The following is a 26,567-nucleotide window of genomic DNA, read 5'->3' as shown; positions in this document are numbered from 1 at the left end:
AGAACCATTTGATTTTAAAATAATTGACAGTCATTCGGATTTAATGTTAACTGTATTTATAAATAAGTTAACATTAGGGGTGACAGTTGTGACAATAAATAGTAGAACGATTGAAAAATCATCTTATACATATGAAGAATTAGCAGAGAAAAATAAAGCTTACGTATGGCACCCATTTACACAAATGAAAGATTATTTAGAAGAAGATCCAGTCATTATTGAACGTGGAGAGGGAAGAAAGCTATACGATGTAAATGGTAATGAATATTGGGATGGTGTTTCATCTATATGGTTAAATGTTCACGGACATCAAGTACCGGAATTAGATGAAGCAATTCGTGAGCAATTAAATAAAATTGCTCATTCTACTATGTTAGGACTTGCTAACGTTCCATCTATTTTATTAGCAGAAAAAATTATTGAGGTTGTACCAGATGGATTGAAGAAGGTATTCTATTCTGATTCAGGTTCTACCGCTGTTGAAATTGCAATTAAGATGGCTTTCCAATATTGGCAGCATAAAGGGAAACCAAAGAAACAAAGATTCGTTACATTAAAAGAAGCATATCACGGTGATACAATTGGAGCTGTTTCAGTAGGAGCAATAGACTTGTTTCACCAAGTGTATAGTTCGCTCTTATTTGATGCGATTAAAATGCCGTATCCATATACATATCGTTCTCCTTACGGAAATAATAAGGAGGAAATTGTAAAAAGCCATTTAGAAGAAATGGAAGAATTGTTGAAAGAAAAGCATGAAGAAGTAGCTGCCATCATTGTAGAGCCATTAATGCAAGGTGCTGGCGGAATGATTACAATGCCAAAAGGATATTTAAAAGGACTGCGCGATTTATGTACAAAGTACAATGTATTATTTATTACAGATGAGGTAGCGACTGGATTTGGGCGTACAGGGAAAATGTTTGCGTGTGAACATGAAAATGTGACGCCAGACATTTTAACTGCTGGTAAAGGTTTAACAGGTGGATATTTACCAATTGCAGTTACGGTAACGACAGATGAAATATATAATGCCTTCTTAGGAGAATATGAAGAACAAAAAACATTTTTCCATGGACATAGCTACACAGGCAATCCGTTAGGGTGTGCCGTAGCAATCGCGAATCTAGAACTATATGAAAAAACAAATTTAATAGAAGAAGTGGCACGTAAAACGGATTATGTGGCAGCACAATTAGAAAAGCTCTTTGCGTATAAACATGTAGGTGATATTCGTCAGTGCGGATTAATGGTTGGTATCGAGCTTGTGAAGAATAAGGAAACGAAAGAAGCTTTTGACTGGAAAGAAAGAGTCGGTGTTCAAGTATGTAAACGCTCAAGAGAGCTGGGTATGATTTTACGACCGCTAGGTAACACGATTGTATTTATGCCGCCACTTGCTTCTACTTTTGAAGAGATTGATGATATGTTACGCATCTTATATAAGGCAATCTCGGATGTTACGGAGGGAGAATAATGAGTGGTTTTTTCATAACAGCAACTGATACTGAAGTTGGAAAAACAGTAGTTGCAGGTGCTATAGCAGGTGTATTTAGAGAATTAGGATATAACGTAGGGGTATATAAACCGTTGCAAAGTGGGCATGTTGCATCAAACCCTGAGGGAGATGCGGCAAGGTTAAAAGTATTATCAGGTGTACCGACACAAGAAAATGAAATTTGCCCTTATTCTATTGAAGAACCACTTGCTCCGAGACTTGCCATGAAAAGAGCTGGAAGAGTAGTAAAGTTAAAAGAAATTACTGATTACTATAATGAACTATTAAAAGAGTTTAATAGCTTATTTGTAGAAGGAGCAGGTGGGCTTGCTGTCCCATATACAGAAGATGCTTTAGTAATTGATTTTGCAAAAGAATTACAGTTGCCTCTTATTGTAGTAGCTCGTCCTACGTTAGGAACAGTAAATCATACAGTGTTAACGATTGCTTACGCAAAGGCGCATGGCCTAACCGTAGCGGGTGTCATTTTATCAGGTTGCAAAGAATGTGAAATGGAAAGAGTGCAAGAAAATAAAGAGATGATTGAAGAGTTGAGCGGGGTACCAGTTTTAGGATTATTACCATTCTTTGAAGGTGAGTTTACGAAAGAAGAAGTATTGGAATCTGCAAAAGAACATATTATGATTTCAAAATTAGAGGAGTTTATCCAAAATGAATCAAACGTGGCGGGCGCACCTTCAATCTAAATTACAACAATTACATGAGCAAGGGCAGTATCGAAATTTATATGTAACAGAGCAGGCAGAAGAGACTTGGCTTATTCGAGATAAAAAAAGGATGTTAAATTTAGCGTCAAATAATTATTTAGGGTTAGCTGGAGATGAAAGGTTAAAAGAAGCTGCTATTGCCTGTACAAAAAGATATGGAACTGGAGCGACTGCCTCTCGTCTCGTTGTAGGAAATCATCCATTATATGAAGAGGTTGAGAGAAGCATATGTGACTGGAAAGGTACTGAAAGAGCTTTAATTGTAAATAGTGGGTATACGGCAAATATAGGTGCCATATCTTCTTTAGCCTCTCGGCAAGATATTGTTTTTAGTGATAAGTTAAATCACGCAAGTATTGTTGATGGAATCATATTAAGCGGGGCAGAGCATAAAAGGTATCGTCATAATGATTTGGATCATTTAGAGAAGCTTTTGAAAATGGCTTCGCCTGAAAAGAGGAAATTAATCGTAACAGATACCGTTTTTAGTATGGATGGTGATACTGCGTATTTGAGAGATTTAGTACAACTGAAAGAGAAATACGGAGCAATCATTATAGTCGATGAAGCACATGCGAGTGGAATATATGGAATCGGCGGAGCTGGATTATCTCACATAGAAAAAAATCTTGCTCAAAAAATTGATATACATATGGGGACGTTTAGCAAGGCTTTAGGGTGTTATGGTGCGTATTTGACAGGTGATGAAATTTATATAGAGTATTTACAAAATATGATGAGAAGCTTTATTTTTACTACAGCTTTACCACCAAGTACGTTAGGGGCGGTGCAAAAAGCAATTGAAATTGTAAAAGAAGATAACGAAAGAAGAGAGAACCTTATAGCAAATGGAGAATACTTCAGAACTAAATTAAGGGATGCTGGTTTTGATATTGGGAATAGTTCAACTCATATTGTACCGATTGTAGTCGGTTCGAATGAACATGCTTTACGGTTTAGTGAAAGGTTACAAGAAGCAGGGATTGCGGCCATTGCAATTCGTCCGCCAACTGTGCCGGTTCATAGTTCTCGAATTCGCTTTGCAGTTACATCGCAACATACAATAGCTGATTTAAAATGGGCTATTGACCGAATTATCCACATTGCGAAAGAAGAGGAGCTTTTCGTATGAACGATCTAAAGATTATTTTTATCCCCGGATGGGGAATGGAAGAGAATATTTGGGATTTAGTACTTCCGTATTTTAAAGGATATCCTGTTCAATGCATAGATTGGCGTAATATGAACGAACGAAGTGAATTTGTGGAACGAATTATAGATGTAGCGCATAACGACAACGTAATTTTAGTTGGTTGGTCACTAGGAGCGTTAGCAGCAGTTGAAGCTTATAAAAAGATTAAGGCAAAAGGCATCGTATTAATTGGTGGTACTGCTAAATTTACAAATACGAGCGATTACAGTAACGGATGGAATGCCTTGCATGTAGAACGGCTGAAAAGGAATTTGTTGAGAAGGAAAGAAGATACGCTCAAGCGGTTTTATGAAAATATGTTTACGAAAGATGAGCTAAAAGGGAATAAAAACTTTGAAGACATTGTAGACCGTTTTAAAGGTGATTCTATTCAGTCTTTACAACTAGGTTTGGATTATTTAATAGAAACAGATATGAGAGAAGAACTAAAAGAAATTAAAGTACCTATACTACTTATTCACGGAGAACAGGATGTAATATGCCCATTGTCTGCGGCACGTAGTATGACGGAGAATAGCAGCAGCGAGCTGAAAGTAGTAAGTGAAGCAGGGCATGCATTATGTGTAACGAATTTTGAATATTGTGCAAATGAGATAATTCAATTTGTAGAGGGGATACGACATGATCAACAAAACGTTACTACAAAAACGGTTTAATGGGGCAGCCGTATCTTACGATCGATATGCAAATGTACAAAAAAAGATGGCACGTTCATTACTTTCAATCTTAAAGGAACGATATAGTGAAACGGCATCAATACGTATTTTAGAATTGGGGTGCGGGACGGGGTATGTAACAGAGCAATTATCAAAGTTATTTCCGAAAGCACATATTACAGCAGTTGATTTTGCTGAAAGTATGATTGCGATTGCGCAAACTAGACAAAATGTAAAAAATGTAACGTTTCACTGTGAAGATATTGAGCAATTACGATTAGAAGAATCATATGATGTCATTATTTCAAATGCTACATTTCAATGGTTAAATAATTTACAACAAGTGTTAAGAAATTTATTTCATCATTTGTCTATAGATGGGATATTACTCTTTTCAACGTTTGGACATGAAACATTTCAAGAATTGCATGCCTCGTTCCAACGTGCGAAAGAAGAAAAAAATATAAAAAATGAAACAGCGATTGGTCAACGTTTTTATTCGAAAGATCAGTTGCTTCATATATGCAAGATAGAAACAGGGGATGTGCATGTTTCTGAAACATGTTACATAGAGAGTTTTACAGAAGTTAAGGAGTTTCTGCATTCTATTCGAAAAGTAGGAGCAACTAATAGCAATGAAGGATCATATTGTCAAAGTCCCTCACTCTTTCGTGCGATGCTACGCATATACGAAAGGGACTTCACGGGAAATGAAGGGATAATGGCAACGTATCATGCTTTATTTATGCATATAACAAAAGAGGGGAAGAGATGAAATGAAACAAGTACAAACAAAAAGGGATTGGAAAAAGCTTGCATACGATGTAGTGGAAGAGAAGATGATTACGAAAGAAGATGCAATAGCGATATTAGAAGCTGATGATACAGAAGTTTTAGAAATTATGAATGCAGCTTACATCATTCGCCATCATCACTTTGGTAAGAAAGTAAAATTGAATATGATTATTAATACGAAATCTGGATTATGTCCTGAAGATTGTGGATATTGCTCACAGTCTATTATTTCAGAAGCACCGATTGATAAATATGCATGGTTAACGCAGGAGAAGATTGTAGAAGGGGCACATGAAGCAATACGCCGTAAAGCAGGTACATATTGTATTGTAGCGTCTGGTCGTCGTCCGACGGATAAAGAGGTAAATCACGTAATTGGAGCAGTTAAGGAAATTCGTGAAACGACAGATTTGAAGATTTGTTGTTGTTTAGGTTTCTTAAATGAAGATCAAGCAGGACGTTTAGCGGAAGCTGGCGTGCATCGTTATAACCACAACTTAAATACACATGCAAATAATTACGATAGTATTTGTTCAACTCATACGTATGATGATCGTGTTGATACAGTTCAAAAAGCGAAACAAGCTGGTATTTCACCATGCTCTGGAGCGATTTTTGGCATGGGAGAAACAATTGAAGAGCGTGCTGAAATTGCATTTGAATTACAACGTATAGATGCAGACTCTATCCCTTGTAATTTCCTTGTTGCTGTAAAGGGGACACCTCTTGAAGGGCAAAAAGAGTTAACGCCAGTAGAATGTTTAAAAGTACTGGCAATGATGCGTTTTGTAAACCCAACAAAAGAAATTCGTATTTCAGGAGGACGTGAAATCAATTTACGCTCTGTACAGCCAATCGGTCTATTTGCAGCAAATTCTATTTTTGTCGGGGACTACTTAACGACAGCTGGACAAGAGCCAACTGCGGACTGGGGTATGATTGCAGATTTAGGATTTGAGATTGAAGAATGTGCATTATAAGATAGATGAAAAAGCAAACTTGTAAAAGGGTTTGCTTTTTTTTGTAAATAAAATGTAATAAATAGTTGTGAACGCTTGATACTATTGGTTTTTGAACGAAAAAAAGAATTTTTGTGGACGAATTTTCCAAGCCCTAGTTGTACATAGTAAATATGTAATTTATATTGGGTTGGAGGATTTTACATGTACAAATACATATTAGCGATTATGACTTGTTTAATTTTAATAAAAGCAATAAGTTCTGATCCAGTTAAGGCTGCTGAAAATCCTGAACAAAAAGAGATGCAACAAAGAATCGAACAACACTTTCGAACGAAAGCTGAACATTTTGGATTGAAAACGGAAGGAAAAGATTTAAAGGAAGTTAGAAAAGAAATTACTATCATAGAAGAAGCGAAAAAAAGAGAGAATGTATGGAGAACAGCACAAGCTCTTCATATAAAAACAGAAGGAAAAACGATGAATGAATTAATAAAAGATGTACAAAAAAAGGTGGAAAAATAAAAAGAGGCCGCAGCCTCTTTTTATGCCCATTGTTTTGATAAGTGAGCCATTTCAATTGCAGCAACAGCTGATTCATATCCTTTATTACCAGCTTTCGTACCTGCGCGTTCAATCGCTTGTTCAATTGTTTCTGTCGTTAATACGCCGAAAATAACTGGGATGTCCATTTGTAGTGATAAAGACGCAACACCTTTTGCTACTTCATTACAAACGTAATCGTAGTGAGTTGTAGCACCTCGGATTACAGTACCTAATGTAATAACAGCATCATACTTTCCGCTACTCGCCATCTTTTTAGCGATTAAAGGAATTTCAAATGCACCAGGAACCCAAGCAACATCAATATCATTTTCTTCTACACCGTGACGCTTTAATCCGTCTAAAGCGCCGCCAAGTAACTTACTTGTAATAAATTCATTAAAACGTCCAACAACAACTCCAACTTTTAATCCTGTACCAACTAAATGACCTTCGAATACCATAATAAATCTCTCCTTTAATTATAAGTTTAGTAAGTGTCCTAATTTGTTTACTTTCGTTTGTAAATACGATTTATTTTCTTCTTTTGCCGGCATTTGCAACGGTACACGCTCGACTACTTCTAAATCATAACCTTGTAAGCCAGCAATTTTTCTTGGGTTATTCGTTAATAATCGTAAACTTTGTAAACCTAAATCTTTTAATATTTGAGCACCGATACCGTAATCACGAAGATCAGCAGGGAAGCCAAGTTTTTCATTTGCTTCTACAGTATCGAATCCTTCTTCTTGTAATTTATAAGCGCGAAGCTTATTAAGAAGCCCAATGCCTCGTCCTTCTTGTCTCATATAAAGAAGAACGCCTTTTCCTTCACGCTCAATTTGAGCAAGTGCTGCATGGAGTTGTGGTCCACAATCACAGCGGCATGAACCGAATACATCTCCTGTTAAGCATTCAGAATGAACACGTACAAGTACCGGTTCACCTGTTGAAATATCACCTTTTACAAGTGCGATATGTTCTTTCGTATCTAATGAGTTAGAATAGCCAATTGCTTGGAAAGTACCGAAATCTGTAGGTAATGTAATTTCCACTTCTCTCGTCACAAGTGTTTCATGATGGCGGCGATAAGCAATTAAATCTTCTATTGTAATCATTTTTATATCAAATTGTTTTGCGCATTCTATTAAATTAGGTACACGTGCCATCGTGCCGTCCTCATTTATAATCTCGCAAATAACTCCAGCTGGTTCGGCACCGCATAGCTTTGCTAAATCAACAGCAGCTTCTGTATGACCTGCACGACGCAGGACACCGCCTTCTTTCGCAATTAATGGAAAGATATGTCCAGGCCGATTGAAATCAGTGCCTTTTGATGCAGGGTTTAACAATTCTTGTATCGTAGTTGCACGTTCGTGAGCGCTAATTCCTGTTGTTGTAGAAACATGGTCAATGCTCACTGTAAACGCAGTGTGATGTGAATCTGTATTATGAGATACCATTGGTTCTAATTGTAGACGTTCTGCGTACCCTTCCGTAATCGGTACACAAACGAGACCACGGCCATGTGTAATCATAAAATTAATTGTTTCTGATGTAATGTACTCTGCTAAAGCAATAAAGTCGCCTTCATTTTCTCGGTTTTCATCATCACATACGATAACGACTTTACCTTGTTTTAAATCTTCTAGAGCTTCTTCAATACGATGAAACATTGTGCTTCCCCCTTATAGAAATCCGTTTTCTTGTAAAAAACTTTCGGTCATTGAACCTACTCGTTTTGCAGGTTTAGTAATAAAGCGTTCGATATATTTACCAATCATGTCACACTCAATATTTACGATATCTCCGGCATTTTTTTCTCCAATGACAGATTCGCTTACTGTGTGCGGGATGAGTGAAATCGTTATGGAAGCTTCGTCTATATCAAATATCGTTAAACTCGTTCCATCAACAGCAATGGACCCTTTATGCAAACAATAGTGTAGCAATTCATCAGAAATTGCTATTTTATAATAGACGGCATTGTAATGTTGTTTTTTAGTTAAAATCGTTCCGATGCCATCAATATGTCCTGAAACGAAATGTCCACCGAATCTTCCGTTTGCAGACATTGCCCGCTCTAAATTTACTTTAGAGTGGGGTTTAAGCATGCGAAGCGATGTCGACTGCATCGTTTCAGGCATTGCATCAACTGTAAATGAAGTAGTTGTAAAGTTTGTTACAGTTAAGCAAATACCGTTAACCGCGATACTATCACCTAAGTGAACATCTGATAAAATTTTCTTTGCATGAATCGTTAATTTCATCGCTTCTCCGCTTTGTTGCATGTTTGCTATCGTTCCTAATTCTTCTACAATTCCTGTAAACATTCCGTCACCTCGTTTCGGGCATTCGCAACGATTTTTATATCATCACCAATTTGTTTCATCTCTTGAATTTTCAAGGAAAGCGCATCTTGTAATTTTGAAAAACCATATCCTCCAAATAAAGTAGGAGCATCTTTCCCACCAATTAATTTCGGGCTTATATAGGTTACAATTTCATTAAAATTGTTTGTTTTTAAGAAACTTGCATGAATCGATTGGCCACCTTCAACGAATAGAGAAAGAATTTGTTTTTCTCCAAGAAAGGAAAGAAGGTCCTCGATTTCTATATGCTTCGTTTCCATTTGGAATATAGCTATATTTTTAGATTCATAAGAAGATATCTTCTCTTTCTTTACATCCTTACCGACAATAATCCATGTCGGTGCTAAACCATCTGTTATAACATGAGAAGATGGTGGCGTTCGTAAATGGGTATCTAAAACAACGCGAATAGGATGTTTTCCCCCATTTAGAATTCTTGTTGTTAAATGAGGATTATCAGCTATAACTGTATTCACTCCAACAAGAATTGCATCATGTGTATGGCGATATTGGTGAACATCAGCACGTGCTTCTTCACCTGTAATCCACTTACTTTCACCAGTTACAGTTGCTGTTTTTCCATCTAAGCTCATCGCTGTTTTGATTGTTACAAAAGGGCGTTTCGTTTTCATGTAGTGAAAAAAGTAGCGATTTAATAAAACTGCTTCTGCTTCAAGAACACCGGTAGTTACTTCAATTCTAGCTTCCTCTAATCTTCTTTTTCCGTTACCAGAAACGAGCGGATTACAATCGAGAGTAGCAATTACAACACGCTTAACTCCTTTTTCGATGAGCAATTCACAACAAGGTGGTGTTTTTCCAAAGTGGCTACACGGTTCCAGTGTTACATAAACGGTAGCGTCTTTGGCGTTCTGACCAGCCATTTGAAGGGCATGAACTTCTGCGTGTTCTTCACCAGCTCGTAAATGAGCCCCCATACCAACGATGTTTCCATCTTTTACAACAACAGCACCAACCATAGGATTTGGACTTGTTTGTCCTGATGTCCCTTCTGCTAACTGCAGGGCAATCCTCATATATTCTTGATCTGTCATTTTCTTCACCTCTCCTAAAAAAATCAAAAAACCCCAAGGATTTAATATCCTTGGGGTTTGGGAGACGTGATTTCTAGAAATATAGTTTGAATACGAAAGCATAGGAAAGAAACCTAACGATAATTGATATTTCTGCATAAAGAAAAAACCCAGCAAAATATCGAATTTTTAAACGCTAGTTGTCTCTTTTTATTTCAGTATAAAAAATAAGTATAGAAAATTAAACATATATAAAGAATCAAAATGAATCTTTAAAAATATGCATACTGAAATAAAAGTGTATTCACTATATAAAAAACTAGAAACATATCCTTCTCCCATCCAGACTATACTGTCGGCCCTAGAGTTTCACTAGATCCACCGTTTTCGAGTTGAAAACGGGTCACGGACTTAGAAGTTTTCACTTCATCACCGCCGGTTGGGAATTTCACCCGACCCCGAAGGATGCTGTTTGCTCAAATTATAGCACAAAAAAAATAAAAGGCTAGTAAAAAATATTCGAATGTGAAGAATTGTGTGAAAATATATGTGGGCTGGAATGGAAATAAAAGTATTAGAAATGTTGTAAGGAGAAGGGATATAACGGAGTTACTAAAAAGAAAAAAACATGCACAAAAAAATGTGCATGTCACATGTAAAATTATTCTGCCTCTGGTGCTCTAACAACAGACTCGAATTTACCTTTATGCGAAGCGTCGCAATAAGGCATATTTTTTGATAAACCACAACGGCATAAAGAAAATGCCGGTTTTGCTGGGAATACATTCCCTTGTGAGTCGACTAATTCCACGTCCCCTGTAACGCGAAAAGAGCCATTATCATTTACTTTAATTTGTACTTTTGCCAACGTTATCCCTCCTTCCCAAACGCTTAATTTCATCATATAATCAAGGGAAGTGCTTGGCAATATAAAGTGAAACTTTAATTAGTGGGGGAGGCATCCCCCACTAATTATTAGTTGAACCAATCGGGCTTTTAGGGGCAGTTAATCTCCCACCTAACGTCTTTGTTTCAGCCGAATTTTGAGGTGGGAGTTTTACTGCCCGCAAATAGCGGGGAAAAAAGAGCACTTTGTTTGAGAAAGAAGAGAGTGTTATAATAGTTTTCATAACTGACTAGAGTAAGGTGACGAGAGATGGATAAACAATTACATACATTACGAAACATTGCAAATGAGCGCACGTGGGCATCATTTTTGAATGATAATCATCCATATAGTTTGTTACATTGGTCCATTGCAGGTGTAGGGCAAGAGGCAAAGGATGTTTGGTTACTTCAAGATGAAGTAACATTTCAAACGACAGAATTCCCAACGTTAGATGATGCAATGCAATGGATTTCTGAAAATATGGAACAAGTTACAGACGTTTTAGCGCAATAAAAAACAGGCTTATGCAAGCCTGTTTTTTGTTTCTTTCACATATGTGTTTAAAAATTGATCGACGGCTGCTTCGTACTCTTCTTTATTTTCGTTATAAGAGCAAGCGTGTGCACCGTGTTCTGCAATATAAAGCTGCTTATTATTTTCTTTCGCTTCATATAACGCTTTTGTCATATCAGCTAAAATATAGTCGTCATCTTTACTATGAATAAAGAGAACGGGATTGTTAATGTTTTTTATACAGTCGATTGGTGAAACTTCACGAATTGTATAACCGTCACGAACTTTCAAAAATGCGTTTGCTAAAGGTAATAAAGGCCATTTTGGTAAATGGAATTCAACCTTTAAACGGTGCTGTAATTGTCCGTGAAAATCAGAGAAAGGACAATCTGCAATATAGAAATCAGCACCATCTTCTACAAGTCCTGCGTATTGAAGAAGTGTTGCAGCTCCCATAGATTCACCATGAATACCAAGTGTAATATTGGTGCCAAAACGGTTTTTTAGCCAGTCAACTACGGATTTTAAATCATGTTTTTCATAGTATCCATAGCTTGTTGTTTTTCCGCCAGTTTTACCATGACGACGATGATCGTAAATGAGGACGTTATATCCTCTTTTTAAGAATAAGTTTGCATATTTTACAGAGTTTATTTTATTTACAGTTACACCGTGGCAAAAAACCATAAACTTATTGGTGGAATGACCAGCAGGAATGTAATATCCGTGAAGGTCGTATCCGAATTGTGAAGGGATATGAATTTCTTCTTTATGAAGAGCATCAAAATCCTCTATACGAAAATGTTTTTTCGTTTCTCTTTCGAGTACTTCTTCCTCTGTTTTTTTCTTTAAGTACATCACTTTATTTGTAAAGAAAATCCCAAGGGCAGTTATTGCACCTAGTATAGTAAACAATGCTGCAAAAAAACGTTTCATACTTTACCTCATCCTCCAAATACCGTTACATGTGATACACTTATATTGTATCACAATGATATAAAAGGGGAGAAATAGGAAATGCTGCATATACAAAAAATTACGCCAGCGATGAAAGAAACAATCCGAATGTTCATGTGTGAGAACTGGGGAAGTTCATTGATGGTTTCACGTGGTAAGGGACATCAGTTAGAAGAGTTGCCAGGATTTGTTGCGCTCTTAGATGACAGAATAATCGGAATTATAACGTATGAAGTGACCGGGAATATGTGCGAAATTGTATCGCTAGATAGCTTTGAAGAAAGAAAAGGAATAGGGACGAAACTTGTGGATTGTGTATTACAAGTTGCAGAAGAAGAACGGTGCAGACAGGTTTGCCTTATTACAACAAATGATAATATGAATGCGTTACGATTTTACCAAAAACGTAATTTTGTAATGACTAATTTATATGTGAATGCGGTAGAGGAGGCACGAAAAATAAAGAAAGAAATTCCACGTATTGGATATGATAATATCCCAATTTTACATGAAATTCAGTTGGAGTATCGTTTAGTGAAATGATGTAACAATTTTCAGAAATGTGAGTTATTAATCTTGACGGATAGTGTAATTTAGTTTACCGTAAAATTGTAATCTATTACCATATTAAGGGGTGACGATGTGGCAACTATACGTGATGTTGCAAAATTGGCAGGTGTTTCAGTCGCAACCGTTTCACGAGTTATTAATGAAAAAGGATACGTTCATGAGGACACAGTAAAACAAGTAAAGGAAGCAATTGAAGAATTACGTTATAGGCCAAACAGTGCAGCGAAGCCACTATTTAAAGAGAATTCAACGATAATTGCATTACTTGTAGATAATTTATGTAACCAATCAAACATCACTTTGCTACATTGTATTGAGGAAATAGCATATAAAGAAGGTTATCAAATCATTATTTGTAATATAGAGAATAAAGATAGATACATACATATGCTGAAGCAAAATAACATTGCAGGTGTTATTTTGACAAGAGCAGTTTTTAAAAGTGTAGGAAAAATTCCATTTCCGTTTGTTGTGATCGATGAGCAACAATCACATGGAAATTATTATGAAAGTGGACAGAGAGCTGTTTCTTTATTAAAAGAGAAAGGGTGTCACTTTCTTGCATATTTCGGTGAGGGAGAAGAAAGTGAAGAAATGGAAGATCATATAGCAGGGTTTTTAGACGCTGTTTGGGATGAAGGAATCTCTTATCGAGAAGAATGTGTACAAGGGTATACAAATAAACAATTTATTACATTATTGCAAAACAATCCGTATGTAGATGGAATTGTAGCCTCAAGTGATCAGATTGCTATTGAGTTAATTCGGTCAGCGAGATTTCTAAATATACATATACCAGATAAATTAAAAATTGTTGGACCCAATGGGAGTATAGAGTGTGAATGGATAGGTTCATCACTACCGACAATTGAAAGCTATGTCAAAGATAACGGAAAAGTAGCTTTTCAACAATTAAAAGGAAAAATAAAAAAGTAAAAGGTGCGTTTTATACGCACCTTTTTATAATGTAATTGCGGCAATAAAGCCAAATATAAGTAACGGTATATTGTAATGTAGAAAAGTGGGTACACATGTATCCCATATATGATGGTGCTGACCATCAGCATTTAAACCGGATGTTGGTCCAAGGGTACTATCCGATGCTGGAGATCCTGCGTCACCTAGTGCTCCGGCTGTACCGATAATTGCAATTGTGGCCATTGGACTAAATCCAAGCTGAATGCAAAGAGGTACAAAAATGGTTGTTAAGATAGGGATGGTTGAAAAGGATGAACCAATTCCCATCGTAACGAGAAGTCCAATAACGAGCATAAGAAATGCAGCGAGTGGTTTGTTATTTCCGATTATATGTGCACTCGTTTGCACCAGAGATTCAACATGTCCTGTTTTTCGAAGAACAGCGCCGAATCCAGCGGCAGCAATCATAACAAAGCCAATGAAGGACATCATACGCATTCCGCTTGTTAATATCGCATCTGCTTCTTTAAGTGGTAGACTGCCACTAACTGATAAGACGATAATACCTGCTAAAGCACCGAAAATCATTGATTCTGTTGTTAATTGAACAGTTAATGTAGCAATGATAGATAATAACCCGAAAGTAATGCTACGTTTTGTATAGGGAACGATTTCATTTTCGGTAGAATGAATTTGTTCTGTTTCATACGTACGAGGTTTTCGGTACGTAATGAATACCGCTACACATAATCCAATAATCATACCAATTGCTGGAATAGTCATTGCTTTTGGAATAAGTGTGACATTAAATGTAAGGCCGCTTTGCGCAGCGTTGGTTTGTAATACGTCATGATAAATTTTTCCGAATCCTGCAGGGATCCACATATAAGGAGTAATCAATCCAAATGTAATAATACATGTGACAAGTCTGCGATCCACTTTCAGCTCATTTAATACTTTTAAAAGTGCTGGAATTAAGATGGGGATGAAAGCAATGTGAACAGGAATCACATTTTGTGAGAAACAAGCCATCGTTAAAATAATGAATAAAATAAGTATTTTAGAATAAACTTGTTTTTTCGTGTCTTGTTCATTGCCAATCCATTTTAATGCAGTTTGAATCATAGCATCTGGAAGTCCTGTTTTGGAAAGGGAAATAGCGAAACCACCAAGCATTGCATAACTTAAAGCGATTGGAGCACTGTTTCCAAGACCAGTTGTAAAAGTGTTAATCGTTTCTGAAATACCGAGTCCGCCGATAATTCCGCCTGTTAAAGCTCCAACAATGATGGCGACAATGACCTGGACACGTAACAAACTAAGCAATAGCATAATTGCTACTGCGACGAGTACAGCGTTCATAATAAATGTAATCTCCCTAAATTTTTATTCTGTTAAGACAAGTAAATATGAAACATTTTGCTATATTTATACATACTTGCGACATATTATTATAAAATGTTTTCTATGAAATGTAAAAGAGCCTTTTGTTACTAATGCTGAAAAGCTAGCTCTTGTTTAATTGATCGCAAAGAATTGGCGAATAATTCTGGTTCTTCTAAATCAGGAGAATGTGCTGAATTTGGGAACCAAATCATCTTTTTTATAGGCGCTTCAATAATATCGCAATATTCCTGAACGAGTGCATAAGGAGTTTGATAATCATAGCGACCAGAACAAAAATAAACTGGAATAGATAAACTTGAGATAGAAGAAAAGAAATCGATTGTCAGCATTTCTTCCCATAAAACACCAGATTTTAAATTTCCTGTGAGAAACTTGAACCAATCTAATAGCGTATACTCAGGAGAAAAGAAACCTTTTCGTATGAAAGAAAAGGAAGATCCGTTTTGGATTGCGCCTCCAAATGTGCCAAGCCACTTTCTTTGAATAATGAGACGTCTCGTATCTAAAAATGGTGGTTTGCCTAATTTTAAAAGGGAAGCTAATGCTTTTTTATGATCATGTTTTTTTGCAGAATGAATTAAATGTTGATATAGTAATTCTTCATTTTGTTTCATATGTACAATTTGCCCAATACCGATGTAAGCCTCGATATACTTTGGATATTGATGTGCTATGTTAAGCCCAATAATACTTCCCCAAGAATGACCAGCGAGAAATAGTTTTTGTTTGTTGAACCTTCTAAGTGCATATTGAATCACTTCTTTTGCATCGGAAACGAAGTGTTCGATTGTAAAATTTGCTCCGAAATCTTTCATTGAAAAAGATTTACCTGCCCCGCGCTGATCCCAATTAATAACAATAAAGTGCTTCTCTAATTCTTTTTGAAAATGACGAATAAATCCGATTTGTGCCATGCCGGGTCCACCATGACAGCATAATAAAATAGGCTGCTCTACGTTTTGCCCACGCATAAGGAGAGTTTGTTTTCGATTATTAATCATAACGCTTTCTATCGTAGCGATACTATTAGGAATGAGTTGTTTGTTTTCATTATAGAACTGAGGGGTATAGCTACGCAAAAGCATATTGAAAACCTCCTTTTGTGAAATCGTATGAATCGCACAGGCTATTCATTTTGCATATACTGTTAGAAAATCATTGTAACATACCATACTAGTGTCATTTCAACACGGGAGGAGGGAAATTGTGACGATTGGAGAAATTATAGATGGTTTAAATAGGCGTGAATCCATCGCTATTATAGCAAAACGTCTTGAAATAAGCCCGTATACATTATCGAAGAAATTAAGATTGATTGGATACGAATATGATGGAGAGCAGAAGAAACGTATTTTTGTAGGAGATGGAGAAGAACCACGTCACTTACAACTCCAAGAAGCGACCGCCCTTCAATATGAGAAAACAGATTATCAATTATTAATTTATGAGCAATTACAAAGTATTTATGAATTATTAAGAAGAAGAGAAGAAGTAATTGCACCAATTATGAGTAAAAGTACAGAGAAAAAGAGACGCACCTTTTCTATTAATACAGAAATATTAGCAAGATTGGACCTTATATCAGAATCGAAAGGAATTCAAAAATCTAAAATTGTAGAAGAGGCGTTGCAACAATTTTTACAGCAATATGAATTTAACAAAACATCACATTTTGATAACTAAAGAAAAGGATACTATGTTCATTGGAAGAACGAGTATCCTTTTTATGATGTATATTACGTATAAATACAGGATCAGTGCAAATCCTTTATAGCGTGAAAAATGAAATTTCTTATTAGAGAAACACTTAATTTACTTTTTGGATTCTTCCATCAATAACTGGCTGAATTGGTTCTTTTAATTGTTTTACGTAATCGACTAACGCTTCAAAGTCGTTTGGACCAGTTTCTGCATTTTTACCATTTTTAAATGATACGAATCCGTCACCGCCAGAAGCTAAGAAAGCATTTGCAACTACGCTATACGTTTTAGATGGAGATAATTCTTCTCCGTTTGTTAAACGTATATTTGTAACTTTTTCACCGTTTGGTTTATTTGCATCCCATGCATATTGAATACCTGAAATTTGAAGCATTCTTGTTGTTCCTTTTTGCCATTGCTGATTTAAAATATCGCGAATGTCTTGACCTGTTAAATCTACTTTAATCAATTGATTTCCAAAAGGTTGAATGCCGTATAACTCACCCCACGTAATATCACCAGCATCTAAGTCATTACGAATGCCACCAGGATTCATGAGGGCGATTTGAGTTTGCATCGTTTGACGTTGAGCATCGGCAACTAAATTTCCAAGAGTGGACTCACCAGCATCATTTTGTTTACGGTCGATAGATGCTGTAGATTTTCCGACCACCTCATTTACAAGTGGTGCGATTTTTTCTTTATATTGATCTAGTTTTTTCTTTACTTGTTTATCAGGTTCTACACCTTCATGATACGTTGTAACAACTTCAGCTTTTTTCTTTATAATATCCTTTGTTTTACGATCAATTGTTACATCCACGTCTGAGAAAGCCGTGCCGTAAGAATTTGCTTGGACAATTAGTTTATTATTTACTGTACCATTTACATACGTATGACTATGTCCACCGAAAATAACATCAACTTCTGGGTCTGTTTCATTTGCAATTCGAGTAAGGTCGCCATTTGTTACCCCAGACTCATCGGTTGTTCCACCGACATGAGCAAGAACGACGATAGATTTAACGCCGAGGCGTTTTAATTGTTGTGTTGATTTATTAATTGCTTCTACTTCATCAGTAATTTGTACATTTTTAAGCATCGTAGGCATAACGACATTTGGTGTATCAGTTGTAACAACACCAATGAATCCTACAGGAACACCATCTACCATTTTTACAGTAAATGGTGGTAAAAATAAGCGGCCAGTTGATTTGTTATAGAAGTTAGCAGCTACATAGGGGAAGTTAGCCCCTTTGAAATTCCCTGTGTTTTCATGATATCCACCGTAAATGAGGCGTTTCATTTCATCAATGCCTTCATCAAATTCATGGTTCCCGATTGTACCAACATCAAATTTTAAGTCATTTAAAAATTCAATCGTCGGTTCATCTTGTAATAATGCTGAAACTGGTGGACTAGCTCCGACGATATCACCAGCATGTACGAGAAGTGTATTAGGGTTTTGTTTTTTACGTTCTTTTAAATAAGTAGCTAAGTAATCAGCGCCACCAGCTTCTTTATTATTAATTTTTTTAACAGTATCTAGTTGTCCATGGAAATCATTAATACCAAGCATTTGTACGTCTATGTAGCGGTTTTGTTCAGCTGGATTCTGAGATGGGGGAGCGGCAAATACGCTTGAAAAAGTAATAGTGCTTAAAACAGCAACGGCAGGAATAATTTTTTTCCACATAGTTCATTTCTCCTTTTTTATAATCTGACATCATACGACATAATTTTAATAGATTCATAGAATTATAGCTACATAAAAATTTAGTCTTTTCGAAAAATTAACATATTTACAAAAAGTGAATAATAGAGTAAAGACCCTTTTTTATTGTCGATTTCATCGTGTATCTACTATAATGGAGAAAAAAGTAAAAGGTGAGTAGCATGAAGAAAAAGAAACAAAGACAAATGCAAAGACAATCGCAAGTGAATCAACCAAAGAAAGAAACACTTACATTAGGCGATCAATTAAATGATTCACTCATGCAACAATTAAAGAGTAAGAAGAAAGAGTTGCAAGTGAGAGAAGAGGAAAAAGAGGCAGCTGAACTGGAAAGAAAGCGCAAAGAACAAAAAGAACGTGAAAAGAATAAATCATTTGAAGAACTGCTAAGTGAAAGTAACCTTACTTGGAAAGACTTTAAATAATAAAAAAATGATCAGTGAATTTCACTGATCATTTTTTGACGAGCTTGTAAGAAAAGGGGAGTTAGTATGAGGAAAATTGTAGTTGTTCCGCATGAAAATCATTGGAGTGAAAAATTTCAAATGGAGGCTGAAAGATTAAAAACAGCGATGCCAGAAAGGGTGAAAATTCATCATATTGGAAGTACGTCAGTGCCAGGACTGGCAGCTAAACCTATTATTGATATGATCATGGAAGTAGAAAGTATCGAAAGGGTAGATAGGTGGAATGAACGATTTATAGAGCTTGGTTACATCGTAAAAGGGGAAAATGGTATTTCAGGACGCCGATTTTTTATCCATGGAACGGAAGAAAAACGTTCGTATCATTTACACGTGTTTGAAAAAGGAAACCCAGAGATAGTAAGGCATTTAGCGTTTCGTGATTATATGATGGCTCATTGTGAAGAAGCAGAGGCATATGCAACCTTAAAGAAAGAATTAGCCGAAAAGTATACATATGATGGCACGTTATATACGGAAGGGAAAAATGAGTTTGTGCGCAATGTGGATGAAAAAGCGAAAGAATGGAGAGAAAATAACGTGAATAAATGAGTTCACGTTATTTTTTTAGCTATATAAATGTGTTATGTAAACTGTACGTATGTTTTGACTTTTTGAATGAATCTTGTTGAAATAAAGTTATGGTTTATAAAAATGTAACAATGAAAGGGAGACGACTGTGTATATTCCAACAACTACACTTCATAATGGTGTGAAAATGCCGATGATTGGTCTAGGCGTTTATAAAGCAAAAGAAGGCAACGAAGTAAAACAAGCAGTAAAAACAGCGTTAGAAGTTGGATACCGTTCGATTGATACAGCAACTGTGTATGAAAATGAAAGCGGTGTCGGAGAAGCGATTCGTGAATCAGGAATTCCAAGAGAAGACCTATTTATTACAACAAAAGTTTGGAATGACGATCAAGGATACGAGGAGACACTCGAGGCGTTTGAAAAAAGCTTAAAGAAATTACAAATGGACTATGTAGATTTATATTTAATACATTGGCCGGTAAGAGGGAAGTATGTGGATACGTACCGAGCGTTAGAAAAATTATATGAAGAAGGTAAAGTGCGTGCAATTGGTGTTTCTAATTTTCATAAACATCATTTAGAACTGTTATTACCAAATTGCAAAGTGAAGCCGATGGTGAACCAAGTAGAACTTCATCCGATGTTAACGCAATTTGAATTGCGTAATTATTGTCAAGGTGAGCAAATCCAAATGGAAGCGTGGAGTCCGTTAATGAGGGGCGGAGAAGTATTTCAGCATCCAATCATTCAGGCTATTGCTAACAAATATGAAAAAACACCTGCGCAAGTTATATTAAGATGGGATATTCAAAGCGGGATTGTTACAATTCCTAAATCTGTTACACCATCTCGTATTAAAGAAAACTTTACTATTTTTGATTTCTCACTAACTGAAGAAGAGATAAATCAAATTAACACGTTGAATCGCGATTTACATGTAGGCACAAATCCTGATAAATATGATACGTTATAAAAAAGACTGTCTCCTAATAAAGGAGACAGTCTTCTGTTTATCGGTAATTCGATATTTTTAACGATGCAAAGCATATGTGTCATATTTAAAAATTTTTTGAAGTTGTACATATTCTTCTTTAGTTAAAGGTAACTGTTGGCTAGCTCGTATATTTTCCTGCAATTGTTGAAGAGAGCTTGCGCCAGGTATAACAGCTGCAACAGTCTTATTATGTAAGCAATATTTAATAGCTGTTCCTGTTAAAGAGCTTTCTCCAATCGTTTCTTTTACACTCGCTAGAGTTGTATGTAATTCATCGTAAGAATAAGAGAGGTAATCCTTTTCCTTTACTCTTTCTATTTTTCTTGCATTGTTATCAGTTAAAATTCCTTTTGCAAGTGGTCCGCGAGCAATGACGCTAATTTGGTGTTCATTCAGAAGCGGGAACCATTCTTCTGGACGACGATTTAAAAGGCTATATTCCATTAGTATACTAACGATGTTTGAGCGTTTTGCATATTCACGGATTACATTTGGACGAATAGAAGAAATACCGTAATGGCGAATAATACCTTCTTTTTTCAATTCTTCAAAAGCTTCAATTGTTTCATCTATTGGATCTTCAATCGTTCCGCCATGAAGTTGGTAAAGATCAATATAATCAGTTTGAAGTCTACGTAAACTTTCTTTTACTTCAGCCTTTATGTAAGCTTTAGAAGGGTCCCAAGACCAGCCGTTTTTTTCTTCTGTCCAACGATTTCCAACCTTCGTTGTAAGAACAATTTTGTCTCGTTTCCCCTTCAAGGCTTTTCCAACAAATTCTTCATTTAATCCGTAATCATATAAATCTGCTGTATCAAAAAAATTAATTCCTAAATCGATTGCTTCATCGACAATACGCATAGCCTCTGTTTCAGATGTACCGAGAGACATACAGCCAAGGCCCATTTCTGTAACAAATAAATCTGAGTTTCCTAATTGACGTTTTTTCATAGGTCAACCTCCTTACCTTTATTGTACGAGAGGGAAAAGAGGTTGACAAACGTTTCCTTTTCGCTTCGCATTAACTGCCCGCAAAAGCATAATTAATGTGAGCTTAACGGATTAATGTTTCACTTTATTTGCTGTAATCCACTCTTGTACAGTTGTATACTCTTTGCTATATTGTTTTAGCTTATGGCGAATTTGCCATGCTTTTCCGACTAACGTGATGCGATTTGGTAAAATATAAACTTTCATTTCTATCACGCTCCTTTCAATGTGGTAAAATGTATGAAGAAAGAATAGGAAATAGAACAGGGAGATGAAGTAGTATGAGTAATCTTACAGAGAGAACAGTAAAAACTGAGCCGATTTTTGATGGTAGAGTTATAAAAGTTCGTGTTGATGATGTAGTATTACCAAATGGAGAAATGAGTAAACGTGAAATTGTAAATCACCCTGGTGCAGTTGCGATTATTGCTATTACGGATGAGGGGAAAATTGTGCTTGTTGAGCAGTATCGTAAAGCGCTTGAAAAGGCGATTATAGAAATTCCAGCCGGCAAGTTAGAGCCTGGTGAAAAACCAGAGGTAACAGCAGTTCGTGAATTAGAAGAGGAAACAGGATATGTATGTGAAAATATGGAGCTTATTACTTCTTTCTATACATCTCCAGGATTCGCAGATGAAATTTTATATGTATATAAAGCGACAGGTTTGACAAAAAAAGAAAATAAAGCTGAGTTAGATGAAGATGAGTTTGTGGAATTAATGGAAGTATCGTTAGAAGAAGCGATTACTCTTATGAAAAATCTTCGTATTCATGATGCGAAGACGATGTTTGCAGTACAATATTTACAACTACAAAAATAAACACTCGCCAAAGGCGAGTGTTTTTTAATTGATTTTTGCATATACACGTGCATCACGTAAGCTACCGTCTGGTGCTAGGAAATCATTTTCCATTGTACCTTCTAGAATGAATTCTAGACGTTCTGCTAAGCTACATGCATTTATATTTGTTGCATCAGTACGAATTTCAATTCTTCTAGCGCCTAGTTTATCAAAGGCGAACTGAATTGCACCTTTAACAGCTTCGGTCATATAGCCTTGTTTTGTATAGGCACTATGTAGCCAGAAGTGAAGTGAAAACTTTGGAATATCCCAGTTTTCAGGCTTTAGTGTAATTGCTCCGATGAATGTACCAGATACTTTATCGTATAAGTGAAAATCAAGTGTTTCACGAAGTAAAAACTGTCCGTGAGCTTCGCGAACAATTTCTTCAGCACTCTCTTCTGTTTCAGCGTTAATTGGTATCCACGGTACTAAGTCTTCTAGAGAAGCTTGGATTGCTTCATATACTTCTGCACCATCACCTGGAAATGGTTTACGAACTTGCAAGCGTTCAGTTTGAAATAATGTTGGAAAATCTAATAATAATGGTTTCAAGAGAAATCCCTCCTATTCTCTACTTTTTAGTTTAGCAAAGTAGAGCGGAATTTCAATGTTAATTCGTCATACTTTTTTCTTTCTTTCATACATTTTTAATAAGAGTGTGAACGGAGGGAAGAAAAATGTGGCGAAAAAATTGGCAAGACCGTGTAATGTCTCACATACAGGAAAACTCTTCATTATATATATTTAACGCTGTTTTATTATTGATGGGAGTAATATTTGGAGCCATTCTTGTGAATAGTTTACAAATCAATCAAAAACAAGATTTATCATTTTATTTACAACGTTTTTTTGGACAAGTCTCTAAAGGAGAATTTGCCATTGCGGGCGAAATGTTTCGAGAAAGTTACTTTTCGCAATTAAAATACATCGGATTTATTTGGATTTTAGGGATTTCAATTATTGGATTACCACTTATTTTTATTTTATTATTTGTAAAAGGAGTTGTTGTTGGATTTACAGTTGGTTTTTTAGTAAGTCAGCATGGATGGAATGGACTATTATTAGCATTTGTATCTGTTTTGCCACAAAATTTAATTATCATTCCAGTCTTTCTCATTATGACAACCATTGCTGCAAGTTTTTCTTTACGGATGATTAGGCATCAATTTATTAGAAAAATAACCGAGCCACTATTACCATTATTAATCCGGTATACATGTTTCTTTCTTGTAATTGGAGTGGTGTTAGCACTTGCTTCTAGTGTGGAGGCTTACGCATCACCAGTTTTAATGAAAGAAGTTGTTGAGGCTATCAATAAAAAATAAATATTTTTTGAGAATAATTATCAATTTGTTTTTATTGTTTTTCTTTTGACAGAAGCCCTTCTTCTGATATAATGGTGTAAGAGTGGCGAGGAGGGAGTAGTACCGAATGGAAGAAAGAATTGAACGAATTAAGAAGCAATTACATGCAGCGAGCTACAAATTAACACCGCAACGTGAAGCAACAGTTCGTGTGCTGCTAGAAAATGAAGAAGATCATTTAAGCGCAGAAGATGTTTACCTCCTTGTAAAAGAAAAGTCGCCAGAGATCGGATTAGCAACCGTCTATCGAACTTTAGAACTATTATCTGAGTTAAAAGTTGTCGATAAGATTAACTTCGGAGACGGTGTTTCACGCTATGACTTACGCCAAGAAGGTGCGCAGCGTTTCCACCATCATTTGATTTGTACACAATGTGGTGCTGTACAAGAAATACAAGAAGATTTACTTGGTGAAGTGGAAAGGAAAGTAGAGCGAGACTGGAGCTTTAAGGTGAAAGATCATCGTTTAACATTCCATGGGATTTGTAAAAATTGTCAAGAAAATGAAACGGATGAAAAATAACCTTTTCCTATTTATCTAGGAAGAGGTTTTTTATTTGAATAAGGTATAAATTTATGAAAGCTTGGCATATGTTGTAATAACTTATATTTTGGAGGAATTTACAATGCGCCGAGCTTTAAAATTAACTTTTGATGGAATAAAAGTATTTTTATTATTTACAAGTTGTACGATTTTGTTTTATTTCGCTATACTATGGATAAATGAAGAATATGAAAGCTATCATCGTTATGAAAAACCTAAAGAAGAGACTGTAGAAAAAGTATCAGGGAATGAAGAACCGGCAAAGGATGCTTTCGTAAATAGAATGATGTTTTTCTATGAAAATGGGGAGTAGTGTAGAGTGGAAGATCAATTAAAAGATTTTATTCATTATATGGTTGTCGAAAAAGGATTAGCAAAGAATACAGTAGTATCTTATGAACGGGATTTAAAAAGCTACGTAAAGTATTTGCAAAATGTGGAACAGACGAAAACTTTTCATGAAGTGACCCGTTTACACATTGTTAACTTTTTGCAGTATTTAAAAGAGAACGGAAAATCTTCGAAAACATTGGCGCGTCATATCGCATCAATTCGTTCGTTCCACCAATTTTTACTTCGTGAACGAGCGGTAGAACACGACCCATCCGTACATATTGAAACGCCGCAAGGGGAACGGAAATTACCAAAAGTATTATCAGTTGATGAAGTAGAGGCGTTACTTCAAACACCAAAAATGACAAGTGCTTTTGGGATTCGTGATAAGGCGATGCTAGAGTTACTGTATGCGACAGGACTTCGTGTTTCAGAATTGATTGCACTCAATTTAGAAGATGTACATTTAACGATGGGATTTGTTCGTTGCATAGGGAAAGGGAATAAAGAAAGAATTATTCCACTAGGAAGTTTAGCAACGGAAGCGATTCAAAAGTATATTGAAAAAGGAAGAAGAGAATTAATGGGGAAAAAAGTAGTAGATGCACTCTTTTTAAACCATCATGGTAATCGATTATCAAGACAAGGATTTTGGAAAATATTAAAACGATTAGCGAAAGAAGCAAATATTGAAAAAGAGCTTACACCTCATACGTTGCGTCACTCGTTTGCTACGCACTTATTAGAAAATGGAGCAGATTTACGTGCTGTACAAGAAATGCTTGGCCATGCAGATATTTCAACGACGCAAATCTATACGCACGTTTCAAAAACTAGATTAAAAGATGTATATAAACAGTTTCATCCAAGAGCATAGTTACTATGCTCTTTTTTTCATAGATTAAGAGGGGAAGACCGTTTCACAGAAACTTCACAAACATTTCGTATATTGTTTTCAGCAGAAGACTGGAATATTACAATGTATTTCCTCTATACTAAATAAAGTATAAAGGAGGAAATGATGATGAAAAAACTTATTATGATTTTATTTATCGCGATGCTAGCGTTGGCTGGCTGTAATACAAACAAAGAAGAACCGAAAAAAGAAAAGAAACTTGAAAGTGTAAACGTAGCGATTCAAACGAATCCGAAAGAAATTAAACCTGGTGAAAAAACAGAAGTACAAGCACTTGTTACACAAGGAAAAGAAAGAGTAACGGATGCTGATGACGTAAAGTTTGAAATTTGGAAAGATGGCGACGAGAAACATGAGATGTTAGATGGTAAGCATAAAGGAAAAGGTGTTTATGCAGTAGAGAAAACATTTGAAACTGACGGAGTATATCATATTATTCCTCATACAAATGCACGCGATATGCACGTTATGCCAGAACATAAAGTTGCTGTAGGAAATGCGAAAGTAGAAGATGCGAAAAAAGAAAACAGCGACCACAGTGCAGGACATGGAGATCATAAAAGTGACACAATGATCCATCTTATGGCTGGAGACATAAAGGCAAATGCTGAATCTACAATGAAAGTTCATTTAAAGCAAAAAGAAGAAGCATTAACTGGTGCTGAAGTACAACTAGAGATTTGGAAAGATGGTGTTGAAAAACACGAATTTATTCCAGCGAAAGAAGGGAATAAAGGAGAGTATGAAACGAAACATACTTTCAAAGAGAACGGTGCTTACAAAGTGAAAGTGCATGTAAGAAAAGGCGAATTGCATGAACATAAAGAAGAAACGGTAGAAGTAAAATAAAAAGTAGCTCTTTAGAGCTACTTTTTATTTTTGTTATGAAGAAATAAATCATAAAATAATTAGCACTTCGTTGCAGAATGGATTACAATAGAAGTGTGAAGAAAATGAGAAATTCTACGAAAATGTATTAAAAAGAAAGCGTAAACATGTTATGATATCAGTATCAGATGTCTGACATCTGACTTAGAAAAAACTAGAAATGTTTTTGAGTCGTTTCAAGTAAAACGAAATAGGTTAGAGAATGGT

Annotated in this window: 32 protein-coding genes and 1 riboswitch; of the genes, 20 read left to right on the top strand and 12 right to left on the bottom strand. The window is 35.9% G+C overall.

All coding sequences use genetic code 11. The annotated features are described in order from the left end of the window. The first annotated feature begins 43 nt into the window (after positions 1-43). The 7 genes from bioA (at position 44) to MHI26_RS21215 (ending at position 6,374) form a co-directional block, all read left to right on the top strand. Positions 44-1,477: an adenosylmethionine--8-amino-7-oxononanoate transaminase gene (gene bioA, locus MHI26_RS21245; RefSeq protein WP_061666318.1), complete on the top strand. Its 1,434-nt coding sequence runs from the start codon at positions 44-46 to the stop codon at positions 1,475-1,477. Next, the gene (bioD, locus tag MHI26_RS21240) at positions 1,477-2,205 is read left to right on the top strand and encodes a dethiobiotin synthase (RefSeq protein ID WP_000012477.1); all 729 of its coding nucleotides are present in this window, start codon (positions 1,477-1,479) and stop codon (positions 2,203-2,205) included. Before bioA ends, bioD begins: the two co-directional genes overlap by 1 nt. Continuing rightward, positions 2,171-3,358, top strand: a complete 1,188-nt coding sequence (gene bioF, locus MHI26_RS21235; RefSeq protein WP_001077299.1) for an 8-amino-7-oxononanoate synthase — start codon at positions 2,171-2,173, stop codon at positions 3,356-3,358. Before bioD ends, bioF begins: the two co-directional genes overlap by 35 nt. Next, positions 3,355-4,095 (top strand): alpha/beta fold hydrolase, encoded by a 741-nt coding sequence (locus MHI26_RS21230; RefSeq protein WP_061666319.1) that lies wholly within the window; start codon positions 3,355-3,357, stop codon positions 4,093-4,095. The genes bioF and MHI26_RS21230 overlap by 4 nt, the downstream gene beginning before the upstream one ends. After that, positions 4,061-4,870: a malonyl-ACP O-methyltransferase BioC gene (bioC, locus tag MHI26_RS21225; protein ID WP_061666320.1), complete on the top strand. Its 810-nt coding sequence runs from the start codon at positions 4,061-4,063 to the stop codon at positions 4,868-4,870. Before MHI26_RS21230 ends, bioC begins: the two co-directional genes overlap by 35 nt. A 1-nt stretch (position 4,871) precedes the next feature. After that, on the top strand, positions 4,872-5,870 hold the full coding sequence (gene bioB, locus MHI26_RS21220; RefSeq protein WP_000815856.1) for a biotin synthase: 999 nt from the start codon (positions 4,872-4,874) through the stop codon (positions 5,868-5,870). 183 nt (positions 5,871-6,053) lie between these two features. Further along, entirely contained in the window at positions 6,054-6,374 is a 321-nt protein-coding gene (locus MHI26_RS21215; RefSeq protein WP_061666321.1) for a hypothetical protein, read from the top strand. A 20-nt stretch (positions 6,375-6,394) separates the two neighbouring features. On the opposite strand, the gene ribH is transcribed toward MHI26_RS21215, so the two are convergent. The 5 genes from ribH to MHI26_RS21190 form a co-directional block, all read right to left on the bottom strand. Further along, positions 6,395-6,856 carry a 6,7-dimethyl-8-ribityllumazine synthase gene (ribH, locus tag MHI26_RS21210; protein WP_000230895.1) on the bottom strand — a complete coding sequence of 154 codons (462 nt, stop codon included), beginning with the start codon at positions 6,854-6,856 and terminating at the stop codon, positions 6,395-6,397. Positions 6,857-6,874: 18 nt separating this feature from the next. Next, positions 6,875-8,068 (bottom strand): bifunctional 3,4-dihydroxy-2-butanone 4-phosphate synthase/GTP cyclohydrolase II, encoded by a 1,194-nt coding sequence (gene ribBA, locus MHI26_RS21205; RefSeq protein WP_061666322.1) that lies wholly within the window; start codon positions 8,066-8,068, stop codon positions 6,875-6,877. 12 nt (positions 8,069-8,080) lie between these two features. Next, entirely contained in the window at positions 8,081-8,725 is a 645-nt protein-coding gene (gene ribE / locus MHI26_RS21200) for a riboflavin synthase (protein WP_000493902.1), read from the bottom strand. Next, the gene (ribD, locus tag MHI26_RS21195; RefSeq protein WP_061666323.1) at positions 8,707-9,819 is read right to left on the bottom strand and encodes a bifunctional diaminohydroxyphosphoribosylaminopyrimidine deaminase/5-amino-6-(5-phosphoribosylamino)uracil reductase RibD; all 1,113 of its coding nucleotides are present in this window, start codon (positions 9,817-9,819) and stop codon (positions 8,707-8,709) included. Before ribD ends, ribE begins: the two co-directional genes overlap by 19 nt. Positions 9,820-10,124: 305 nt before the next feature. Beyond that, positions 10,125-10,268: riboswitch (FMN riboswitch) on the bottom strand. A gap of 191 nt (positions 10,269-10,459) precedes the next feature. After that, positions 10,460-10,666 carry a CDGSH iron-sulfur domain-containing protein gene (locus tag MHI26_RS21190; RefSeq protein WP_001151582.1) on the bottom strand — a complete coding sequence of 69 codons (207 nt, stop codon included), beginning with the start codon at positions 10,664-10,666 and terminating at the stop codon, positions 10,460-10,462. Between the two features lie 288 nt (positions 10,667-10,954). Here MHI26_RS21190 and MHI26_RS21185 point away from each other — a divergent pair, with 288 nt between their 5' ends. Further along, the gene (locus MHI26_RS21185) at positions 10,955-11,200 is read left to right on the top strand and encodes a DUF2552 family protein (protein WP_000360793.1); all 246 of its coding nucleotides are present in this window, start codon (positions 10,955-10,957) and stop codon (positions 11,198-11,200) included. A gap of 9 nt (positions 11,201-11,209) precedes the next feature. On the opposite strand, the gene MHI26_RS21180 is transcribed toward MHI26_RS21185, so the two are convergent. Beyond that, a complete protein-coding gene (locus tag MHI26_RS21180) occupies positions 11,210-12,136 on the bottom strand; it encodes an alpha/beta hydrolase (RefSeq protein WP_000819234.1) in 927 nt (308 codons plus the stop codon). Positions 12,137-12,217: 81 nt separating this feature from the next. Here MHI26_RS21180 and MHI26_RS21175 point away from each other — a divergent pair, with 81 nt between their 5' ends. Together MHI26_RS21175 and MHI26_RS21170 are read left to right on the top strand one after the other, a co-directional pair. After that, complete coding sequence (locus tag MHI26_RS21175; RefSeq protein WP_061666324.1) at positions 12,218-12,700, top strand: GNAT family N-acetyltransferase; 483 nt, start codon at positions 12,218-12,220, stop codon at positions 12,698-12,700. 99 nt (positions 12,701-12,799) lie between these two features. Further along, on the top strand, positions 12,800-13,663 hold the full coding sequence (locus MHI26_RS21170; RefSeq protein WP_000201351.1) for a LacI family DNA-binding transcriptional regulator: 864 nt from the start codon (positions 12,800-12,802) through the stop codon (positions 13,661-13,663). Positions 13,664-13,687: 24 nt separating this feature from the next. Here the strand turns inward: MHI26_RS21170 and MHI26_RS21165 are convergent, their stop codons facing one another. Then, positions 13,688-15,007: a Na+/H+ antiporter family protein gene (locus MHI26_RS21165; RefSeq protein ID WP_061666325.1), complete on the bottom strand. Its 1,320-nt coding sequence runs from the start codon at positions 15,005-15,007 to the stop codon at positions 13,688-13,690. A gap of 131 nt (positions 15,008-15,138) precedes the next feature. Further along, entirely contained in the window at positions 15,139-16,137 is a 999-nt protein-coding gene (locus MHI26_RS21160; RefSeq protein ID WP_061666326.1) for an alpha/beta fold hydrolase, read from the bottom strand. A gap of 121 nt (positions 16,138-16,258) precedes the next feature. On the opposite strand from MHI26_RS21160, the gene MHI26_RS21155 reads away from it, so the two are divergent. Beyond that, positions 16,259-16,735, top strand: coding sequence for a ribbon-helix-helix domain-containing protein (locus MHI26_RS21155; protein WP_000151934.1), 477 nt, complete (start codon positions 16,259-16,261; stop codon positions 16,733-16,735). Positions 16,736-16,859: 124 nt separating this feature from the next. On the opposite strand, the gene MHI26_RS21150 is transcribed toward MHI26_RS21155, so the two are convergent. Then, a complete protein-coding gene (locus MHI26_RS21150; RefSeq protein ID WP_000265546.1) occupies positions 16,860-18,449 on the bottom strand; it encodes a bifunctional metallophosphatase/5'-nucleotidase in 1,590 nt (529 codons plus the stop codon). A 200-nt stretch (positions 18,450-18,649) separates the two neighbouring features. Here MHI26_RS21150 and MHI26_RS21145 point away from each other — a divergent pair, with 200 nt between their 5' ends. The 3 genes from MHI26_RS21145 (at position 18,650) to MHI26_RS21135 (ending at position 20,459) form a co-directional block, all read left to right on the top strand. Then, a complete protein-coding gene (locus MHI26_RS21145) occupies positions 18,650-18,913 on the top strand; it encodes a YqkE family protein (RefSeq protein ID WP_000727560.1) in 264 nt (87 codons plus the stop codon). A 66-nt stretch (positions 18,914-18,979) separates the two neighbouring features. Next, complete coding sequence (locus tag MHI26_RS21140; RefSeq protein WP_061666327.1) at positions 18,980-19,504, top strand: GrpB family protein; 525 nt, start codon at positions 18,980-18,982, stop codon at positions 19,502-19,504. 127 nt (positions 19,505-19,631) lie between these two features. Beyond that, entirely contained in the window at positions 19,632-20,459 is an 828-nt protein-coding gene (locus MHI26_RS21135) for an aldo/keto reductase (protein ID WP_061666328.1), read from the top strand. A 57-nt stretch (positions 20,460-20,516) separates the two neighbouring features. On the opposite strand, the gene MHI26_RS21130 is transcribed toward MHI26_RS21135, so the two are convergent. Together MHI26_RS21130 and mciZ are read right to left on the bottom strand one after the other, a co-directional pair. Further along, complete coding sequence (locus MHI26_RS21130) at positions 20,517-21,431, bottom strand: aldo/keto reductase (RefSeq protein WP_061666329.1); 915 nt, start codon at positions 21,429-21,431, stop codon at positions 20,517-20,519. Positions 21,432-21,542: 111 nt separating this feature from the next. Continuing rightward, entirely contained in the window at positions 21,543-21,677 is a 135-nt protein-coding gene (gene mciZ / locus MHI26_RS21125; protein WP_000870292.1) for a Z-ring formation inhibitor MciZ, read from the bottom strand. Between the two features lie 74 nt (positions 21,678-21,751). Here mciZ and MHI26_RS21120 point away from each other — a divergent pair, with 74 nt between their 5' ends. Further along, positions 21,752-22,291, top strand: coding sequence for an NUDIX domain-containing protein (locus MHI26_RS21120; RefSeq protein WP_000067931.1), 540 nt, complete (start codon positions 21,752-21,754; stop codon positions 22,289-22,291). A gap of 24 nt (positions 22,292-22,315) precedes the next feature. On the opposite strand, the gene MHI26_RS21115 is transcribed toward MHI26_RS21120, so the two are convergent. Next, positions 22,316-22,867, bottom strand: coding sequence for a GNAT family N-acetyltransferase (locus MHI26_RS21115; protein ID WP_000803479.1), 552 nt, complete (start codon positions 22,865-22,867; stop codon positions 22,316-22,318). 155 nt (positions 22,868-23,022) lie between these two features. On the opposite strand from MHI26_RS21115, the gene spoIIM reads away from it, so the two are divergent. The 5 genes from spoIIM (at position 23,023) to MHI26_RS21090 (ending at position 26,321) form a co-directional block, all read left to right on the top strand. Then, positions 23,023-23,640 (top strand): stage II sporulation protein M, encoded by a 618-nt coding sequence (spoIIM, locus tag MHI26_RS21110; RefSeq protein ID WP_223285805.1) that lies wholly within the window; start codon positions 23,023-23,025, stop codon positions 23,638-23,640. Between the two features lie 106 nt (positions 23,641-23,746). Then, positions 23,747-24,202, top strand: a complete 456-nt coding sequence (fur, locus tag MHI26_RS21105) for a ferric iron uptake transcriptional regulator (RefSeq protein ID WP_000392657.1) — start codon at positions 23,747-23,749, stop codon at positions 24,200-24,202. Between the two features lie 103 nt (positions 24,203-24,305). Continuing rightward, entirely contained in the window at positions 24,306-24,536 is a 231-nt protein-coding gene (locus tag MHI26_RS21100; protein ID WP_001250432.1) for a YqzK family protein, read from the top strand. Between the two features lie 6 nt (positions 24,537-24,542). Then, entirely contained in the window at positions 24,543-25,433 is an 891-nt protein-coding gene (gene xerD, locus MHI26_RS21095) for a site-specific tyrosine recombinase XerD (protein WP_000390088.1), read from the top strand. 144 nt (positions 25,434-25,577) lie between these two features. Next, a complete protein-coding gene (locus tag MHI26_RS21090) occupies positions 25,578-26,321 on the top strand; it encodes a FixH family protein (RefSeq protein WP_042972652.1) in 744 nt (247 codons plus the stop codon). The last annotated feature ends 246 nt before the right edge of the window (positions 26,322-26,567 follow it).

The sequence above is a fragment of the Bacillus sp. FSL K6-1218 genome, assembly GCF_038006445.1.
Taxonomy (GTDB): Bacteria; Bacillota; Bacilli; order Bacillales; family Bacillaceae_G; genus Bacillus_A; species Bacillus_A thuringiensis_S.
The sequence above is the reverse complement of the archived record's forward strand: the minus strand, read 5'-3'. Positions and strand labels throughout refer to the sequence as shown.

Bases quoted from the DNA above. Each gene is read 5' to 3' on its own strand.
- spoIIM (WP_223285805.1), top strand. From the start codon at position 23,023: ATGTCTCACATACAGGAAAACTCTTCATTATATATATTTAACGCTGTT.
- MHI26_RS21140 (WP_061666327.1), top strand. From the start codon at position 18,980: ATGAGGAAAATTGTAGTTGTTCCGCATGAAAATCATTGGAGTGAAAAA.
- MHI26_RS21185 (WP_000360793.1), top strand. From the start codon at position 10,955: ATGGATAAACAATTACATACATTACGAAACATTGCAAATGAGCGCACG.
- MHI26_RS21215 (WP_061666321.1), top strand. From the start codon at position 6,054: ATGTACAAATACATATTAGCGATTATGACTTGTTTAATTTTAATAAAA.
- MHI26_RS21160 (WP_061666326.1), bottom strand. From the start codon at position 16,137: ATGCTTTTGCGTAGCTATACCCCTCAGTTCTATAATGAAAACAAACAA.
- bioB (WP_000815856.1), top strand. From the start codon at position 4,872: ATGAAACAAGTACAAACAAAAAGGGATTGGAAAAAGCTTGCATACGAT.
- MHI26_RS21120 (WP_000067931.1), top strand. From the start codon at position 21,752: ATGAGTAATCTTACAGAGAGAACAGTAAAAACTGAGCCGATTTTTGAT.
- MHI26_RS21100 (WP_001250432.1), top strand. From the start codon at position 24,306: ATGCGCCGAGCTTTAAAATTAACTTTTGATGGAATAAAAGTATTTTTA.
- ribBA (WP_061666322.1), bottom strand. From the start codon at position 8,068: ATGTTTCATCGTATTGAAGAAGCTCTAGAAGATTTAAAACAAGGTAAA.
- ribE (WP_000493902.1), bottom strand. From the start codon at position 8,725: ATGTTTACAGGAATTGTAGAAGAATTAGGAACGATAGCAAACATGCAA.
- bioD (WP_000012477.1), top strand. From the start codon at position 1,477: ATGAGTGGTTTTTTCATAACAGCAACTGATACTGAAGTTGGAAAAACA.
- MHI26_RS21090 (WP_042972652.1), top strand. From the start codon at position 25,578: ATGATGAAAAAACTTATTATGATTTTATTTATCGCGATGCTAGCGTTG.
- bioC (WP_061666320.1), top strand. From the start codon at position 4,061: ATGATCAACAAAACGTTACTACAAAAACGGTTTAATGGGGCAGCCGTA.
- MHI26_RS21130 (WP_061666329.1), bottom strand. From the start codon at position 21,431: ATGAAAAAACGTCAATTAGGAAACTCAGATTTATTTGTTACAGAAATG.
- MHI26_RS21165 (WP_061666325.1), bottom strand. From the start codon at position 15,007: ATGAACGCTGTACTCGTCGCAGTAGCAATTATGCTATTGCTTAGTTTG.
- MHI26_RS21150 (WP_000265546.1), bottom strand. From the start codon at position 18,449: ATGTGGAAAAAAATTATTCCTGCCGTTGCTGTTTTAAGCACTATTACT.
- ribH (WP_000230895.1), bottom strand. From the start codon at position 6,856: ATGGTATTCGAAGGTCATTTAGTTGGTACAGGATTAAAAGTTGGAGTT.
- mciZ (WP_000870292.1), bottom strand. From the start codon at position 21,677: ATGAAAGTTTATATTTTACCAAATCGCATCACGTTAGTCGGAAAAGCA.
- MHI26_RS21145 (WP_000727560.1), top strand. From the start codon at position 18,650: ATGAAGAAAAAGAAACAAAGACAAATGCAAAGACAATCGCAAGTGAAT.
- MHI26_RS21175 (WP_061666324.1), top strand. From the start codon at position 12,218: ATGCTGCATATACAAAAAATTACGCCAGCGATGAAAGAAACAATCCGA.
- MHI26_RS21180 (WP_000819234.1), bottom strand. From the start codon at position 12,136: ATGAAACGTTTTTTTGCAGCATTGTTTACTATACTAGGTGCAATAACT.
- fur (WP_000392657.1), top strand. From the start codon at position 23,747: ATGGAAGAAAGAATTGAACGAATTAAGAAGCAATTACATGCAGCGAGC.
- bioF (WP_001077299.1), top strand. From the start codon at position 2,171: ATGAATCAAACGTGGCGGGCGCACCTTCAATCTAAATTACAACAATTA.
- MHI26_RS21230 (WP_061666319.1), top strand. From the start codon at position 3,355: ATGAACGATCTAAAGATTATTTTTATCCCCGGATGGGGAATGGAAGAG.
- ribD (WP_061666323.1), bottom strand. From the start codon at position 9,819: ATGACAGATCAAGAATATATGAGGATTGCCCTGCAGTTAGCAGAAGGG.
- bioA (WP_061666318.1), top strand. From the start codon at position 44: ATGTTAACTGTATTTATAAATAAGTTAACATTAGGGGTGACAGTTGTG.